General features: G+C 50.1%; 18 protein-coding genes. 1 reads left to right on the forward strand and 17 read right to left on the reverse strand.

Annotated features, from left to right (window positions below; translation table 11 throughout):
- Nucleotides 1-121 precede the first annotated feature (121 nt).
- The 17 genes from ACYQ04_RS00455 to ACYQ04_RS00535 all read right to left on the reverse strand — a co-directional run bounded on the left by ACYQ04_RS00455 (nt 122) and on the right by ACYQ04_RS00535 (nt 13,532).
- A complete protein-coding gene (locus ACYQ04_RS00455) occupies nt 122-706 on the reverse strand; it encodes a hypothetical protein (protein ID WP_460126717.1) in 585 nt (194 codons plus the stop codon).
- 48 nt (nt 707-754) lie between these two features.
- Nucleotides 755-958, reverse strand: coding sequence for a hypothetical protein (locus tag ACYQ04_RS00460; RefSeq protein ID WP_460126719.1), 204 nt, complete (start codon nt 956-958; stop codon nt 755-757).
- A gap of 6 nt (nt 959-964) precedes the next feature.
- Nucleotides 965-1,216: a hypothetical protein gene (locus ACYQ04_RS00465; RefSeq protein ID WP_460126721.1), complete on the reverse strand. Its 252-nt coding sequence runs from the start codon at nt 1,214-1,216 to the stop codon at nt 965-967.
- Nucleotides 1,217-1,227: 11 nt separating this feature from the next.
- On the reverse strand, nt 1,228-3,294 hold the full coding sequence (locus ACYQ04_RS00470; RefSeq protein WP_016049698.1) for a LamG domain-containing protein: 2,067 nt from the start codon (nt 3,292-3,294) through the stop codon (nt 1,228-1,230).
- Nucleotides 3,294-3,641: a hypothetical protein gene (locus ACYQ04_RS00475; protein ID WP_460126724.1), complete on the reverse strand. Its 348-nt coding sequence runs from the start codon at nt 3,639-3,641 to the stop codon at nt 3,294-3,296. Before ACYQ04_RS00475 ends, ACYQ04_RS00470 begins: the two co-directional genes overlap by 1 nt.
- 1 nt (nt 3,642) lies before the next feature.
- The gene (locus tag ACYQ04_RS00480; protein WP_016049697.1) at nt 3,643-5,511 is read right to left on the reverse strand and encodes a hypothetical protein; all 1,869 of its coding nucleotides are present in this window, start codon (nt 5,509-5,511) and stop codon (nt 3,643-3,645) included.
- Nucleotides 5,512-5,772, reverse strand: coding sequence for a hypothetical protein (locus ACYQ04_RS00485; RefSeq protein WP_460126726.1), 261 nt, complete (start codon nt 5,770-5,772; stop codon nt 5,512-5,514).
- Nucleotides 5,759-8,413: a hypothetical protein gene (locus ACYQ04_RS00490; RefSeq protein WP_016049696.1), complete on the reverse strand. Its 2,655-nt coding sequence runs from the start codon at nt 8,411-8,413 to the stop codon at nt 5,759-5,761. The genes ACYQ04_RS00485 and ACYQ04_RS00490 overlap by 14 nt, the downstream gene beginning before the upstream one ends.
- Nucleotides 8,413-9,183, reverse strand: coding sequence for a hypothetical protein (locus ACYQ04_RS00495; RefSeq protein ID WP_460126728.1), 771 nt, complete (start codon nt 9,181-9,183; stop codon nt 8,413-8,415). Before ACYQ04_RS00495 ends, ACYQ04_RS00490 begins: the two co-directional genes overlap by 1 nt.
- A gap of 2 nt (nt 9,184-9,185) precedes the next feature.
- Nucleotides 9,186-9,626: a hypothetical protein gene (locus tag ACYQ04_RS00500; protein WP_016049694.1), complete on the reverse strand. Its 441-nt coding sequence runs from the start codon at nt 9,624-9,626 to the stop codon at nt 9,186-9,188.
- Nucleotides 9,623-10,516 carry a hypothetical protein gene (locus tag ACYQ04_RS00505; RefSeq protein WP_460126731.1) on the reverse strand — a complete coding sequence of 298 codons (894 nt, stop codon included), beginning with the start codon at nt 10,514-10,516 and terminating at the stop codon, nt 9,623-9,625. The genes ACYQ04_RS00500 and ACYQ04_RS00505 overlap by 4 nt, the downstream gene beginning before the upstream one ends.
- A 2-nt stretch (nt 10,517-10,518) precedes the next feature.
- Entirely contained in the window at nt 10,519-10,974 is a 456-nt protein-coding gene (locus ACYQ04_RS00510) for a hypothetical protein (protein WP_016049692.1), read from the reverse strand.
- Nucleotides 10,967-11,251, reverse strand: coding sequence for a hypothetical protein (locus ACYQ04_RS00515; protein ID WP_460126733.1), 285 nt, complete (start codon nt 11,249-11,251; stop codon nt 10,967-10,969). Before ACYQ04_RS00515 ends, ACYQ04_RS00510 begins: the two co-directional genes overlap by 8 nt.
- Before the next feature lie 45 nt (nt 11,252-11,296).
- Nucleotides 11,297-11,626: a hypothetical protein gene (locus tag ACYQ04_RS00520; RefSeq protein ID WP_460126735.1), complete on the reverse strand. Its 330-nt coding sequence runs from the start codon at nt 11,624-11,626 to the stop codon at nt 11,297-11,299.
- 232 nt (nt 11,627-11,858) lie between these two features.
- Nucleotides 11,859-12,146 (reverse strand): hypothetical protein, encoded by a 288-nt coding sequence (locus tag ACYQ04_RS00525; protein ID WP_460126737.1) that lies wholly within the window; start codon nt 12,144-12,146, stop codon nt 11,859-11,861.
- Nucleotides 12,143-12,559 carry a hypothetical protein gene (locus tag ACYQ04_RS00530; RefSeq protein WP_460126739.1) on the reverse strand — a complete coding sequence of 139 codons (417 nt, stop codon included), beginning with the start codon at nt 12,557-12,559 and terminating at the stop codon, nt 12,143-12,145. Before ACYQ04_RS00530 ends, ACYQ04_RS00525 begins: the two co-directional genes overlap by 4 nt.
- Nucleotides 12,560-12,737: 178 nt before the next feature.
- Complete coding sequence (locus ACYQ04_RS00535) at nt 12,738-13,532, reverse strand: integrase (protein WP_460127230.1); 795 nt, start codon at nt 13,530-13,532, stop codon at nt 12,738-12,740.
- A gap of 1,181 nt (nt 13,533-14,713) precedes the next feature.
- On the opposite strand from ACYQ04_RS00535, the gene ACYQ04_RS00540 reads away from it, so the two are divergent.
- The gene (locus tag ACYQ04_RS00540; RefSeq protein WP_460126741.1) at nt 14,714-16,633 is read left to right on the forward strand and encodes an aldehyde ferredoxin oxidoreductase family protein; all 1,920 of its coding nucleotides are present in this window, start codon (nt 14,714-14,716) and stop codon (nt 16,631-16,633) included.
- Nucleotides 16,634-16,702 lie beyond the last annotated feature (69 nt).

Below are 16,702 nucleotides of genomic sequence, written 5' to 3' on the forward strand. Positions count from 1 at the left end.
ATATTCTTGTTTTCAATCTAAAACTAGGCGGGGGTTACCCCCGAGTGGACCCCCGGTTCGGAAACATGATGACGGCCGGGGCTTCCGTGAGGGGGTTTGGCGAACGCCGTTCCCCCGTTGTTCATTCTACAAGATTTATCCCAAGTTTTCTCAGTAGCGCCTTAATCTCTGAGAGTTTTCTCTCATGTGTGTATCTTTCTTCATAGATCGCGCGCCCGAAGTAAGCCACGTTATCGGCTGTTGTCATTAGGTACTTGTAGGTTTTATGCTTCTTTGCAATGCTTTCTCTCATTGCTTTTTCAGTGGGGAATCCTTTTTTCTCGTAGAGTTTGTCTTCTAAGAGTACAAGTTTGTAGCTCTCTTTCTCCAGCCGTTCTTTAATCAGCCTCTGGTTTGGTGTTATCTCAACTCTGTTTAAGAGGGGACGGATTTTCAGAAATTTATTCTCAAACTTATGTTTGTATCCTTTGTTCTGTTCTTTTGCATGTTTGAGCCAGTCTCTATCTCTGCCGATATTAGCTATGAGCTCAGGAAGTTTTGTTTCAGGAATATCTACCCATGAATACACGGTGACTTTCACGGATTTTCCTTTCTTGGTTTTCACCGATTTTTGGCTCCTATCAATCGCTATTATCAAGTCGTTAAAGGGTTCTGGAACTTTTTGCATGTTCTTTTTCTGTTTCTTTTTCTTCTTCCGCTTCCCCACTTCTGGCCCTCCAAAAAAGATGGGGGTTGGGGCGCGAAAAGCGCCCCTTCACCTGCGCTTGTGGTGCTTCCTGTGGTGTTTCTTGTGGTGGTGTTTGGCCTTCTTGTGGTGCTTGCGGTGATCCTTCTTCAGGGCTTCGTGGGTGACCACTGCAAGGATTTCCCTCTCGTGCTTGCTTAGCTTCTTTCCCTCTGCCACTTTCTTGGCCAGGATGTGCAGGACTCTTTCGGAAGTGTCTTTCTTCTTCGCCATACCACATCACCTCCCGTACGTTTTCTTCAGCCAGTTCAAATCGGCCCGGGCGCGGGCCTTTAGGTAGGGAGCTATCCGAGCGGCCCCGGCCAGGAAGGCAACTTTCTCGACTGTCTTCTTGTACCCGTACCTGCGGACGGCCTTTCCAAGGGCCTGGTGCCTGACTTTGGCCGGGGCGTGGAGGCTGTACCCGTACTTCTCGAGGCTTCCGGGGTGTTTGACGGGGTTCCATTTCCGCTTTTTGGTTCGCCGAGTCATGTTTCCACCCCCTAAGTTTCGCGTGAGTAGTTGTAGAAGAGGTCCCACAGGGTCCAGGCCACGAGGAAGACCACGAGCATAAAAGTCATGCCGCTGTTCCTCAGGCTCGGCGCTTCACCGAGGATTCCGAGGCTCATGGCCCATCCTATCAGGGCACCGCCGAGGGCCGCGAGTGGGCTGGTGGTCTGGACGAGGACGACGATGACAATCGCGAGAATGAGAACCTGCGGCAGGATTAGTCTCATCAGGGAGTCGCCTTTCAGGGCGAGTTTTATCGTATCTCCAAAGCTCCCGCCAGAGTCCATGAATGCCTTCGCATAGGAGTTTATCGGAGTTATTGAGACGTAGGAGGTGATGTTCTTGACGACTTCTGTTGCGTTAATGCCCTGTTCGACGTTCAAGGCCTCGCTCTTGTTCTGAGGTTGGAGATAAATCGTGAGCGCGCTAACTGGAGTTGATAGTCTTAAGGTCCTCGGCAAGTACCCGGTCGCGCTGACGTTCAGCGTGATGGTAGAGTTGTAAGGGAGAGTTAGGAGGCTTGGAATCAGGCTTATCGTCTGGTTCTGTTCGAGCATGGCGACGCTCACGTTGCTAATCGGGATTTCAGAGTTGTTCTCGATGTCGTAAACGGCCAGCTGAGGAATCGAAACTCTCACGGGCTCGGCGCCGTAGTTGGTCGCGTCCAGCTCCTCCGCCAAGGGCACCGTGGGAAAGATGGGCGCAACATTCAACCAGCGCCCCGATTCGGGGTCGTAGGAATACGGGCTGTAGAACAAGACGAGGCCGTCCTTTGGCGGGTCGAGCGGGTGCTCGTAAATCTGCTGAATCTCAGAGCTGTTGAGGGCGCGGGCGTAGATGATGACGAGGTAAATATCGCCCGGAAACGGATACAGGAGATTCGAACCAAACGATTCATGCCCGATACCAAGCACAGTGTTTGGAGAATATATTATCTCATCTGCGGCAACAGTCGTCCCTGCGACTTTCTGCCCATTAATATACAGAGCTCCTCCAGTGCCGACATCATAAACCCCTGCAACCATAACCGTGTCATTATAGTAGTTTGTAAAACTCGTGCCGAAGGTTATGACAGACGTTGTTCCACTCTGATTTACGCCAACGCGCATCTCAAGACGAGTTTTTGATAAGACATCAAGGTGAAATCCACTCTCCACATCCCTGCCCTTGCCGACAATCCACGCGTGAACTTGCGTCTGCTCAGAGGGGTCGTATCGTATCACAGCAATGACAGAGACGGCTTTCGTGAACATGAAATCGTTGAGATTGCCGACGTTCATGCGCCCGTTCGTGAAATTCAGCCCCCAATCCTCTGTGAACTGCGCCTCGCTGATTGGCCGAAGCGGCACGTACGAAGCGCCCACGATTGAGCCGTCATTACCGTTGCCGCTCAGGTCCTTCCAGACATTGTTCACCATGTCCACCGAGCTTGGGAGATACTCCAGCACGAGGCCGTCACGAGGCGGGTCGAGCGGGTTCTCGTAAATCTGCTTTATCTCCTCGTCGCTGAGGGCACGGTTGTAGATGAGGACCTCGTATTCCTTTCCAATCAAATGTTCTGCTGTAGGCACCACTGCTCCTAAATATAAGGGTGTCCCATTTCCTCCAATCCTGTTCAAAGTATATTCCATTGAAGCATCGAGTTTCCCATTCACATAAATCTTCATGTACCCGCCAACTTTAACCGAAAAAGCGAGCATGTAAGTCTCGCCTTGGTGCAAAGTAGTGTGCCCGATTAGAATTTTAAATGCACCACTACCATTCCCAACTAAGAACCAAGGCTTGTGATTCGCGTTAAATCTTGCCCTCCACCCTAAATTACCAGCTCTTGCGAAGACGTTACCGTTCGTGCTGTCATTGTACGAAACTGCAAATACTATCGCAGTAAATGCGCCATTGCTCGTAATTGAATCAAGAGACGATGAAGACTTGACGAGAACGTATGAACTCTTGTTAAACTGCACTCCATAATACTGCTCTCCCGCCGCCCGCACCGGGGCCGTCACTACCGCGAGCGAGCCGAGCACAATGAAGAGGAGCAGGAAGGAAGCGCGCCTCATCACAGCACCCTCCCAAACAGTATTGCTATTATCACGATGATGTAGCTCAGATACGTGAGAATCCTCAATGCGTTCGCCCAAACGTCATTCAGTCCGAGAGCACGCCAGAGATAGTAGTTTCCGCCAACTACGTTCGAGAAAAACGTCTTGATGACATCATAGGCGCTCCACTGTAGTGGAGTGTCAGGATTGATGTTCTCAACCTTCTCGAGGCTCTGATTCAGCTGTGGATACTGGTGAGTGTCAACGTAGCTGAACTGTGGATAAGCAGCCCCTACTATAGCCACTGCCAAGTTCAGCATGAAGATGAAATACATGAAGTTGAGTCCGGCATTAGTTAACCCCATTTCAATCACCTCTCGATGACGGCCTGTAGATTATCAAACTCAGCAGGGCGAGCCCCGTAAGCGAGCCGAGAAGCCATGCCGGCGTGCTGAACATTCCAGCGAGCTCTGCGAAGCCGAGGATTCCTGTTGTGATGAGCGGGCTAAGGAACTTCCAGCGGGCCGGGGCGATGAGGAGGCCCCCAACGCCGAAGAGCCCCATGAGGAGCCACCAGGGGAACACCTGTGATGGAATGAGGCCTGTTCCCTCTTTCGCGAGGTAGACAGTCATTGTCTTGGAAAAGCCAGAATCTGTTGAGATTTTCACAACTGCTTCGTCTGCCCCTGCGGGAGGTAAAAAGGTTGCAATGTACTTCCGCGAGGTCTCAGGAAGCGTGAAACTGCTCATGAGCTTCGCACTCTGATAATACTGCACCGTCAGATTCCAAGAATTAGTTTTTCCAGTCCCATCTACGAACTCTATTTTCAGCGTGCCGTTGTCCCACCAGGCGTTTGCGTATGTCCCCGTAACATTCTGCAAGTTCGATGAGAGCAAGAGTGTCAGGCCCTTCCCTGTGAACGTGAACCAGCCCGCCGCCCTCGTTACGTTGTTTTCGTCCGTGAATGAGACGTAATAGCTCCCGCCGAGGACTCCTATCACGTCGTTTGAGCTTTTCAGCTCGTCAGCGTAGATTATTTGTCCCTGAGCGTTTTTCACTGCCAAAATTCCCGGCTCGGAGGGGACGACATAGATTGGCTCGACAGTTCCGCTCGCGTCGCTCGAGAGGAATGCAATGCTGTTCGTCACACGTGCTAGCAGATAAATCGAGCTGGCTCCTCCCGAGCTAATTATGAGCTTGTAAGTATCGTTTGGAACTAGGATGGTGTCACTAGAGCCGTACCAGGTGAATGAGCCGAGGTGAGTGCCGTTCTGAGAGTAAAAATTGAAAGTTAGAGGAACAGGCAGATGAGTCCCGCCGTCCGGATAGACTGTTATTTTCTCGCCCCTGTACTGCAAAATTGCAGTCGTGACTCCTGTTAGCTGTGATAAGTACTGGTAGTCGATGTAGGTGTTGTAAACTACAAGCTCATCGATGATTGATGCAGTCTTAATCCCATTTCCAATTTTGTTGAACACTAATTCACCATTCCAGCTCACTTTAACGATGCTCGAATTTAGCATGATGTAACCAAAGCCGTTCTTCCACCCGATTCCAATTGGAACGTATTTACCGATAGGAACTTGCGACTGCAAAGTGTATACTTGTCCTGTTGAAGAGTTCACGAAGAGATATCCGTTGCTATCAACCCCTACAACAACTTTTGAGCCATTGAGGAGTATTGGAAGGGGTTTTGTCCCGTCCCATTTCAGCCAAAACTTTATTGCTCCTTCTGAAAGAGTATATGTTGTGTTCAGGGTTATTTCCGTTCCGTTCAAAAGAAGCCCTTGAGGTGTTCCTTCCGCGCCGGGAGGAAGATATACCCACACCCCCGTTTTAAACGACTCAAATGGAGAATCCGCTGGCACTACAAGAACTTGCACATGCCCATGCCACCCTATTGATTCAGAGTTTACCGACTGATCTACATTAATCGTGAAAGAATCCCCACACACATGTGTTGAGATCGAGACAATCGAGCTCGATGTACTTGCAACATCATACAACACATTTGAATTTAATATAATAGAAGTATGGACAGTTGCTCCAGTGGAAAGATTATCAACACTGACTGAAACAATGCATACAGTCATTGGGAATGAAAAGGTTGCAGAACCTGACGACACAGTGTTTGAGATCATAATGTTATCAAAGTTGAGGTAAAGTACCTGCTCCGCACTAACCAGCCCGGCAGTAAAGACCAATGTAATGAAGAGGGCCAGCCAGCGCTTCATTCACATCACCTGCCTTTGTTGGCTCTCGTAGTAGAACGCCCCGACGATTATCGCGACGAATGCGCCGAAAATCAGCACGAGAGGAGTCTTGTTCCAGAGGTCCAAGAACTGGCTAACTAAAGGTGCAGTTAGGGAGTTCTGCATGGCAGGTTGGATTATTGGCTCGTTGATAGCACTGAGCACTAAACTGAAGACTGAGAACACGAAGATGACGAAGAAAATGAAGAGTAGCCCAAGAAGGGCGTTTCTATAGAATCCCACGCTTCCTCCCTCCTTTCCTGCGCTTTCCACGCGATTTGGGAGCAAAGGGGTTCGGGATTTTTATTGGCGTGAGAGTGAACAACGGCGTGTCATTTTTCCTGCCCCATCCAATCCATGGGCCTTCGTATCTCCCACTCCCCGCGAACATTCCTCCTGCGAATGGAATTGGAACGGCGGGTGGCTTTACTCTCGGTTTTCTTGGCCGAGGAAGTTTCCCCGGCGGGAAGAATGGAGGAATCTCATTCTTGGGCTTGGTTTTTGGAGGCTTCGGCGGTTGCCATGGTAGAACGCCCGGTATTTCTACTTGTGTCTCTACTGGAGGAACATTCGGAGGTGGAATCGGGACCCACGGTTTTGGTTTAGTTTTCTGGTCCTCCTCATATTCCGGTGATATGTCTGGAATCGTTATGGGTATGTCTCCTTGGTTCTGTGAGGAGGTTCCTACTCTTGTTTGCCTCTTCAATTTCTGCTTTAGCTTGTTAATGTCGTAGTCAAGCTCCCAATATGTGTTAGTCTCTGTCTCTCGCTCAGAATCAGCATAGCTCTGTGGGGATACTGTCTTAAAGAGCGATAAGTAGGATAGTTGGCGGAGTTGGGGGATAGTAATGTGCAAATCTACATCTCCTACAATCATTGGCGTCGGAATAAACTTTGATGAGGCGCCTTTTGGTAGAGTGTTTACTTTATAGTTGCCTAATTCAGGTTTGAATTGGTATGAGAGTTTCTCTGTCTGTATTGTCTCGACTGGCGGGTCATAAAAACTTTGGAAGACATTTCCTGACTTAGAGACCTTTAACCACTTATTTCCTGCTTTTTTAGCTCCGGCCTTTGTTATTTTTGTTAAGAGCTTCCAGTCTTCTGCAGAGAGACCGGGAGATTTCTCAAATTGCAGTGTGAACTCTGGCGTGAACTTTTGAGGTGAAAACTTGCTTTTTCTAACGGCTACGAGGGCGTCTGAAGTGGTGTCGGGTGTTGCACCAGGGAAATAAACATCTACGATTTCCCCACCACTTTTAAGACTTATGCCGAGGTCATCGATTTTTTCAGCCCCAATTGTCCAGGGCTTCCCTGTTATTTTTTCAAACTTTGCAGGCGTGATGAATTCATTTGGGGCGAGAACATCTCCCTGGTTATTAAATGGAGTTTTGGACCATACTTTTGTCATTGTAAATTCTCTTGAGTCCCTACCTGCGATTTTTAGAAATGCACTACTGTCATCTGTCATTAATGACTTCATGAACCCAACATTTCCGGTTTTTACTGCCGAGATTGCTTCATCTGGAGGAACGAGGTTGTCTACGAGTCCTGTAACGTATTTTGTTTCAATTGGCCGTTTTCTAAGCCAGCCTTTGTATACTGTCTCTTTTAAGGTGACTCTAGTTGCAGGGTTGCCATGTAATATGTCGGGATTTATTTTTACAGATTCTACTGTCTTCTCTGGAGCTATTAAGGTAAGAGTGTCGCCTGCGGTTTTTGATAGCAATGTTCCTGAGACAAGACTTCCAACAAGCTCGCCAATTGCAAAACTCTTCGAGGCTTTCTCAAGGTTTTTATTAAAATTATTGACCCTCGCTAGGTCTGGACTTAATTGTTGGTATTGACTTAGGAGGTCATTGACTTGTTCATTATATTCGTTGATTTGCTGATTAAATAGGGCGGCTTCTGAGTTATATAGTCTGGCAAATACAGGGTCTTGCTCTGCCTTTTTCCTGTATTGCTCAAACCATCTTGCTTGCTCCTCTAACTCTTTTCGTTTTTGGGATAACACTAGAGCTTGCTCATTCAATTTTTCTATCTGTTTTTCAAGGTTGGTTCTGCTTTTATACACTCTTGGTGCATACCTGGCGAGGATTAACTCATTTTCAATATCCTCATCAGGATTTCCAGTAATGATCTTTTCCGAGTTTGTTTCATGTTTGATGCCAGTTGGTCCCATGTCATTGGCAGGAATGGACTTCCATAATGAATTCAATGTATCATATGCCGCACCAGGAAGGTTGACTATTGGATCCACGAGTTCCCCATATAAAAAGCCCATTGCTTTTGCTTTCCATCCTGTTTCCCCTTTTGCCGCCAGTTCTACCATTGTCTCTTTTTTGGCACGTTCAGTTTGCTCGTGCATCAAATGGAAAAAGTTCAATACTGGAATCTTGTCAATATTCCTATCAAACCACCATTTAATTTTCTCAGTAGTGCTCGGATGATATGCGTCAAATGTTCCCTCAGTTACTGTATTTGGGTCGACAGTTACATTGTAGCTACGATGAGTGTTTCTTTGGTTGGGTTTAACGAGTTGTAACCAGTTCTTGGGCGTGCTGACTTCTTTAGCATCCCCGCTCTCAACGAGTAGTGAGAGCGCTGTTGTTCTCTTTTGAGAAGCGTCTTGTTTTTTGCTCGCAGTATTCCCACTTGTTGCAGGCGGTCCTGTCGCTATGTCCCATTCTCCATCAATGTACAGTTTCCCTCGCGGCAATCTGGCGGAGGTGGTAACTTGAGTCTTAGGTTGCGAAGCGGTAGTAGTTGTTTCCTTGGAGGATGTGGCCTGCTGGCTTTTCTGAGCTTGTGCTTTTGCTTTTGTTATGAGAGAGCGTATCGAAATGCCGTCAACATATAAGTTAGGACCTCTTCCGAGGGAAGGCATCAGCTCACCACCTTACTCACCAGTTCGTCCAAATCAACTGATTCAATCTTCTCGCTAATCTGCTCGAACGTGAGCGCAATTCCGAGCTTCTCGATGATTTTGTCGCCAATCTGGCTCGCGAACTCGCGAATGTGCTTGTTCTTCAGCTTGTTGTAGTCGGCCTCGTCGCCAGGGGGCGAGAAATGGAAGTTCATCGTGGGTACTATGCCAGTCTGCGAGACAATCTGCGAGAAGCTGACTATCTTCGTCTTCCTCTTCAGCGTCATCGTTGCAGAGAACAACTGCCACAAGCGTGGAGGGATCCAAGCTCCAGCATAGCCACGGCGGTAGACATGGACAAGGATATCAGTACGGCGGTGCAGAATGTCCAGCTCCCAAAACGCAGGAGTGCAGAAAATGAAGACCTGCCTCAGAGCACCGATTGACTTGATAGCCTCGTCGAAGAGCACGTTGAATGTGGACATCGAGCGTCTGTGGTGGAGGACGTTCTGAGCTTCATCTATGATGTGGATTGTTCCCGCGGGCGTCTGTTTCTGGCTCCTAAGAGACTTAAACATCATGGCAACGTCTGCGACTGTGAAGTAAACGTTCTTCGAGAGGCCGAAGCGAGCGCCGTGGTTGTCGCGGAGGTAATACGCAAGGCTCCTCGCGAGGGCCGATTTTCCAGTCCTCTCCCTTCCATCGACGAGAATCACAAGGTCCTCATGGTTCTTCATGGCCTCGTCAAACGCCCGCCCGACCATCTCGAAGAACTTGTTCAACTTGTTCATACTCATCCCTCCTCGGCTGGAAGGGTCTGTGGGACGTTCAACTGCATGATGTCCAGAAGGCCGTGCTTCACAGCGAACTTCACGAGAGCCTCTGCGACAGTGATGAGAACGTTTGCCTTCACGTCAAGCGGAAGCTTCTCGGGCTTCAGCTCGAGGTTCTTGAGCTTCTTAAACGTCTCAAACGCCTTCTGCTCCTTCTCTGTCAGCTCATCCGGTGAAATCTTCGGTTCAATGAGCGTGAAGGCCTCATCAGTTGCAGTATAGAGCTCGTGGAACAGATTCATGCTGAAGTTTCCGCTCAGGAATCTGCTTCTGAATTGGGCGAGTATGTTGTTCAGCTCGAGGAGGGAAAAAGTCATGTAGAGGCGAAAGGCCTCGTGAGGCATTGCCATGTTCTTTTTCAAGGCCTGCGCCTCATACTCCATGAAAACGTCGAGCTTCATACCTTCACCACCCTCGTGGCGTTCTTGGCCGTCTCGTTAGCCAGCTGATGGAGAAGTTCTGGAGAAATCTGGACGTTCACTTTCGGAGGCTGGTTGCCGTGCAGAAGCATGTAAGCGAACGCTATGCCGATTATGATGAGCATTGCCGCGAAAGCGAACTTCACCACGTCGCTCTTGAGGATAGAACTCATTTCGAGAGCGTACAGCTCCATGTTGCCAGTGAGCTTCGGCGAAGTGATTCCTGTGCTGTACTCGCCAATTAGGGCCGGGTCTACCTGGCGAACAACAAGAACCTGTTTGTCGCTCGCGAGTTCCTCAAACTCGAGGTTCTGCTTAACCTCGACAACATGAGCGTTCTTGTCTACAAAAGCCCTCATCTCCTGCTCTTTTGCCTTCAGCGCTTTCTCAATCTGCTCCAGCGTCCGCTCAAGCTCCTCCTTCTGCTCATTGTCCTCGACATTGGCAATGCTGTTCGCAAGCTTGTTGTAAGCATAGTTCAGCTCAAGATAATCCTTTATCATGTCCTCTCTGCCAAGTTCTTTGAGCGCTGTCAGAATTGCGAGCATAGAGGGGTGAATGCTTGTCCCGTACTCAGTTGAAAGGATGTAGAGCGGTTTTCCCCACAGGTAGGTGCGATGAGCAGGGTTGACGATAAAACTCAGCTTTGACTTTCCGAGCTTTATTCTCAGAATGTTTCCGATTATGTTTGTAGTGTAGCCAAACTTCGTCACCGTTCCATACAGGAGATACCACGCTCCCGCTCCTGGAAGGCGACCGCGCAGTATTGGACCTCCAAGGGCCAGGCCAAGGAAAGCTATGAATGCTGCAACTATCGCAAAGAATATCAACCCCATGAGGATTGTTGAGTTCACGAGAATTGGAACTCCCACTTTCAATCACCTCCAAAGCCGAACAGGGAGAAACGGCGCTTTGGCCGGGTTGGCACGTTCGCCTGATAGCTAATTATCTTGCTAATCTGCGTTATCTTGTCGAGAAGGTGGCCTTTTCTCGCGAGGCTGAGGTGCGCGTCAACGTAGAGCTTCATCTGTTCAAAGTCCTCAATCGTCTGCCTCAAATCCTCATCAAGCCAGCGGGGTATCTTACTGACCTCGAGCAGTTCGAACTTTGCGAGTGAGGCCCGAAACTTTGCGATTTCTTTATCCGAGAGATTTGCGAGAGCGAGACCAGGATTCTTCAGCACTGTGAACTTTGACATTGAGGCAGGGAAGTAGCGCTCGTTGTCTTTTATTGCCGCAATCAGGACGTCATGACTCTCAAAGCTCGGCGTGGCATCAATCTCAGTCCTAAACTCTTCAATGATGTCATTGAGATTTGGTTCTTCAGGCATTTACATCCCTCCTTCTGAACGATAAGCCAGAAAGAGCTATCGCGAGGATTCCAATCATCGCAAAGGCCCACCAAATAAACGCGAGCGCCCACTCGGCACCGTTGAGCGTGAGAACATCACCATTAGCAGTTATGTAAGTGAGATTGAAGCTGTAGAAACCGGCGACGAGGAAGAGGACAACTGACATTGAGAGAAATGACAGCTCACTCTCAAGTATCCCTATGATGAACAAAGTGACCGCGATTGCGACAATGAACATGTAAATGCTCGTGAGCATGATGACCACCTCAAACTCAAAAGTGTGGGAAAGAATGAAAGGACTTCAACCACGTCCCAAGAAGCCGTAGATTGCTCCGACAACCATTCCAAGAACACCAATGAAGATTGCTAGGCCCCACATGCTGAAACTCTTGCCGACGTATCCAGTAAAGGTCTGGTAGGAAGTATAAAGTGTACTGTTCGCTGGTATGGACTGGTCAACCTGCGGCTGAACCTGTGCAACAACAAGAAGAGCTATGAACCCGCCGATGAACGTCGCTGCAAGAGCCATTCCAATCCTTGGGTCGAGAGAACCCCTGCGCCTTCTCTTCATTGCCAGTTTCTTTCCACGTTCAAACCCATCTCTCCAAGCACGTCTCAAGACCTCAAGCAACAAACCCACCTCCAACAGGGTGGTTCAAAATAACAAACTACGGTGCGGGCTTAAATAGGTTTGTCGGACAGAACGAAGGGCGTTTGAAAGCGTAGGAGCGATGAAAAGACTGCACTCGTGAAAGCTATCATTCTAATAGCAGATGACATAATATACTATTATTAAATGCGCGAAAAATCGAGACGAAAAGATTGCAAAGAAAAAGGTCGTCAGGGGCCGGTCGGGCGAGGCATCACAGCTCGGCCTCGAGAAGGGCCTCGTAGACCTCGAAGAGGACCTTGCGCGAGTTGGCCTTCGTGCGCTTTTGGAGAAACGGAGCGAGCTTTTCAGGCTCAATGCCGAGGCCGACGCTAAGGAGGGCGAGTTCATAGACCTTCTGCCTCGAATCGAGGTTATATTTCTCAGCGAGCTTCTCGGCGAGTTTTATTAGCGGTTCGTTTTCGCGCAAGTACACGTAGCCCGCCGTCTTGGGTTCCTTTATGTATCTTAATAGGAACGCCTTCTTCGGGTCAACTGTCAAGATACATCACCCCTCCTTCTTTCCACAATCACGGTCGTCCCATTCACGACGAGCGTGTAATCAATGGGAGCATTCTCCGCAACCACATACGAGACCCACACCGTCCCGTTCACAATAGTGTAGAAGCCGAGCTCCACATTAGTGCCGAGAGAAAAGATTGGGGAGTAGCTGTCGACAACGTCAACATACACCGTCCCGGTCGCGTGCTCTTGGAATGTCTTGAAGTCAACGACAATCTGTGGAACGACCGCAGAACCGCCGAGGCGAACGCCCTGCGTCAGTTTGAAGTCCTTGACGACGATAACCTCCTTCGCGTGGGGTAAGGTGTACCTGTATGAGTGTGGTTTCTCAAGACAACCTGCAGAGAAAACAACGAGGGCGACAACAAAAGCCAAGAGTTTTTTCATAATCACCCCTCCAGCACCTTCTCAGCTCGGATAGCGAGCAAGGCAGCGATGGCGAGCATAAAAAATGCTGGTAGTGTTGACAGGTGCAACACCACTGCCATACTCCCATAGATTCCCCCTAATATCCAAAGAGCAACCCCTGCATTCCTCCAATGCTGCCCACGACATGTAATCCTCAACATGCTCATTCCCCATCCTCCAGCACCTTCTTCAGGTCGGGCAAAACACGAGAATACGCCTCGTCGGCGAGTTTTTCCAGCTGGACATAATACGCATCGAGAACGTTCTTGGGCTTCCGGCCCTGGATGTAGTTCACTGCCGCGGGCGGAACTCCCTTTGAGACCAGGAATGTTGAGAACCACTTCCTGATTGTCGAGGCCGAGACCTTGCCATAACGCAGGTACTTCCTCGCCATGTCTTCAGTATAGCCCGACTGGAAAAGCTCCTCCGCGAGTTCACGAGGCATGTAAGCGTAGTAAACCACCTTTGTTCCCTCGTGCTTGAAAAGCGGATACTTAGCAAAGTTCTCGTGGTAAATCAGTTTGTCTCTGCTGAATGAATTCAGGAGCTGGACTGCATGCCTTAGCCTTATCCCGCTGTAAGCCAAAATCCTGAACAGAAGAAGCTCCTCGGGACGGCCATGCTTTCTAAAGTAGTCATATGCTTCAAGGAGCTCCCCGGTTGTTATGAACTTCCCGCTGGCCTTTGTGGGCTTCAGCTTAATGATGTTCTTCAATTTCTGGTAAAGCTCGAAGCTAATGGCGTCATGCTGATAAAGAAAAGTGAAGAACTTCCTCAGGCCTTTTCCAAGGTTCCTCTTTTGGCCCTCTTTAAGGTAGGAATTGCGCAGGTCCTCGGTGGTCTTTATCTTGTGGGCACCGAAAAAGCGGTTGAGCGCGCTTAGGTAGTCTTTCGCAGTAGTTTCTGCAACTTCAGCCAGGAGAGCCTTCTCGAATTCTGCCCTGTACGCGACCCACATCTCGTTCAAACTGAGACTCCTCCCAAGCCGGTGACCCGGGTTCAAATCCCGGCCACCGCACCACACAAACTTCGCCTGCGCGAAGTTTGACCAAGGTTTGTAGCTCCTTCTTTGGAGTTAACTTTTGAGGGATTTTCCTTATTGGCGGGGGCCCTTTGAGTGTGAGAACCGTTTAATATTGCTTCTTGGGGGAAGGGTTTACCTTTAAACCGGCGCCCGAAGGGCGTCAAGGGAGAGTAAACCCCTTGGAGAGGCTTTCTGAGAGAGTTCTCCTTTTGAAAGTGCGATTTATGAGCAAAATCTGCTCTACTTGAGCCCTCGATCAGGAGCTACTAACTTTTGGTGAAGCTTTTTCCAAAAGCTTCAGCGCTGGCGGGGAAAACTTTTGCTTGGTAAAAGTTTCATTAAAGTGAAGCATGCGTTTTAAAAGAGTTTATTTTCGAGGGTTTGCTTCTAAACTCGCCGTTTTCGAGCGTGTTTTTTCCATTAGCGCCCTTCGGGCGCGTTTCGAGTTTAAACACCTTTCCCAAGAGCCCTTATTAAAGCAAACCCAAAAACCAACAGGTTACTTGGAAAGGCATGCACTCCATCTTTGCCCCCCGTGAGGGTTTTACCCTTTTGGTCAAGCTTTTCCCAAAAGCTTGCTTAGTGAGTGTTTCTCCCTTTGAAGGCGTCCTTCGGGCGCCGATATGAAGTTGAAACAATCTCAAGGAGTTTTGTTGTAGTATTAAACCCCCTGTGAATTTGCCCTTTTGTTAGTGCACGACTGACCTCTTGCTCTTTGGTAAGAAGGGCGCTCTTTTCGCCAGCCTTTCTCAAAGGCTGTGGGCAAAGTTTCCTTGGTCAAGCTTTTCCCAAAAGCTTGCTTGGCGAGAGTTTCACTCTGAAAACGGCGTCCGAAGGACGCCAATAACAAAAATCCTTGTTTAGTGTTAAACCCCAGTCAAAGTTGCACTTGGTTAGTGCACATTCTGTCCTCTTATGTTGGATTTTGAAACCTCATGAACTAACTTTGAGACTCTATTCATGATTAACTCTCCCTTCCCAGTTCTTTGAATGACAATGTACATGAAAGTTCGCTCAAGTTAACGAATGGACTTAACTCCCCCAGTTTTGTCAAATGTACCCCTTTTCGAAGCCCTTATATTCCCCTCCCCGAAAAATCTTCGAGGTGGTATCATATGGAAGTCAAAGGTGGTTATTGGGGTAAGATTCTGAGGGTCAACCTGACGACGGGAGAGATTAAGGTCGAGCCCCTTCCCGAGCACTTCCCGAGGAAGTACCTCGGCGGCGTCGGCTTTGGAACGAGACTCCTCTACGACGAGGTTCCGGCCGGAGCCGACCCGCTCGGACCCGAGAACAAGATGATTATTACCCCCGGTCTCTTCGTCGGAACCGGAATCGGAACCGGTTCCAAAACCGCTTTCAACTTCAAGAGCCCGCTCACCGGTGCCTACGGCCGTTCGATGGCTGGCGCCAAGATGGGTGAGGAGCTCAAGAAGGCCGGTTACGACGTTCTCATAATCGAGGGGCAGAGCGAGGAGCCCGTTCTTCTCTACATCAAGGATGATGAGGTCAAGCTCGTTCCGGCAAACGAGTACTGGGGCCTCACCACCGGCGAGGCGAGAAAGAAGGCCAAGGAGGAGTACCCGGGCTTCGCGACCGCTTTCATCGGTCCGGCCGGCGAGAACCTCAGCCTCATCGCGACGATAGACACCGACGAGAGGCAAGCCGGTAGGGGTGGCCCTGGAGCAGTTCTCGGAAGCAAGAAGCTCAAGGGAATCGTCGTCAAGGGCACCAAGAAGATACCGATTGCCGAGCCCGAGAAGCTCCGCGAGCTCATCAAGAAGTGGGCCATGATATTCAAGGACCACCCTGCGACCAAGGCGGACATGGACTACGGAAGCGGGGAGTTCCTCGACTGGATGAACCGCGAGCGCGGAACCTTCCCGACCAGGAACTGGCAGATGGGCTTCTTCAAGAAGGCCTATGAAAGGCTCAAGGAAATGCAGGAGAAGGGCCTCCAGTTCAGGGTTCACATTGAGATTGACCCCTACTACTGGGCGCCCAAGTACCGCGTCGGAAGGAGACCCTGTCCAATGTGTAACAAGCCCTGCAGTCAGTACGTTAAGGTCGAGAGCGAGAAGTGGGGCACCTTTATGACCGACGGTCCGGAGTACGAGACCCTCTACTCCTTCGGTGGCGCGCTCGAGCTCGACGACTTCGAGACCGTCGCGTATCTCAACTACCTCGCGGACGAGCTCGGTCTTGATACAATCTCCGCCGGTGTCACAATCGCCTGGGCCATGGAGGCCTACGAGAGAGGGTTGCTCACCAAAGAAGAGGCGGACGGCCTTGAGCTGACCTTCGGCAACGGCGAGGCCGCAGTCGAGGCACTCAAGAAGATGGCCTACCGTGAGGGCAACCTTGGAAAGCTTCTCGCCGACGGTGTTAAGAGGGCAAGCGAGAGGCTCGGCAGGGGAAGCGAGAAGTTCGCCATGCACGTCAAGGGCATGGAGCCTCCAGCTTACGACGTCCGCGGTATAAAGGGAATGGCTTTGGCTTTCGCGGTCAACGTCCGCGGTGCCGACCACCTCACCAGCGGTGCCTACGGAACCGAGCTCGTCGGCAAGTGGTGGAAGTTTGAGGGTGTTGACAGGACCAAGGGCGAGAACAAGGGCTTTGAGATTGCCTTCCACGAGAACCTTATGGCAATCTACGACGCCACCGGCGTCTGTAAGTTCTCAAGGCACATGTACTTCCTTGAGGGCTTCCCCGAGCTCGTCGAAGCGGTTACCGGCATGAACATCGGCGAGGCCGAGCTGATGGTCATCGGAGAGAGGATAATGAACATCGCTCGCGCCTTCAACGTCCGCGAGGGCTTCACCAGGAAGGACGATACCCTGCCTTACAGGATTATGTGGGAGCCGATTCCGGAGGGACCGAGCAAGGGCCTCCACGTCCCGCCGTGGGAGCTCGACAGGATGCTCGACGAGTACTACCAGGCGAGGGGCTGGAGCAGGGACGGAATTCCGACCAAGGCCAAGCTCATGGCCCTCGACCTGCCGGACATCGCGGACGACATTGGAGCGGGAATCTGAAGGTTTTTATCCCCTCCCCTCTTATTCTCCCCGGTGGGGGAAAATGGACGAAAAGCTCAAAGGCCTGCA

It is taken from the genome of Thermococcus prieurii, from assembly GCF_054657655.1.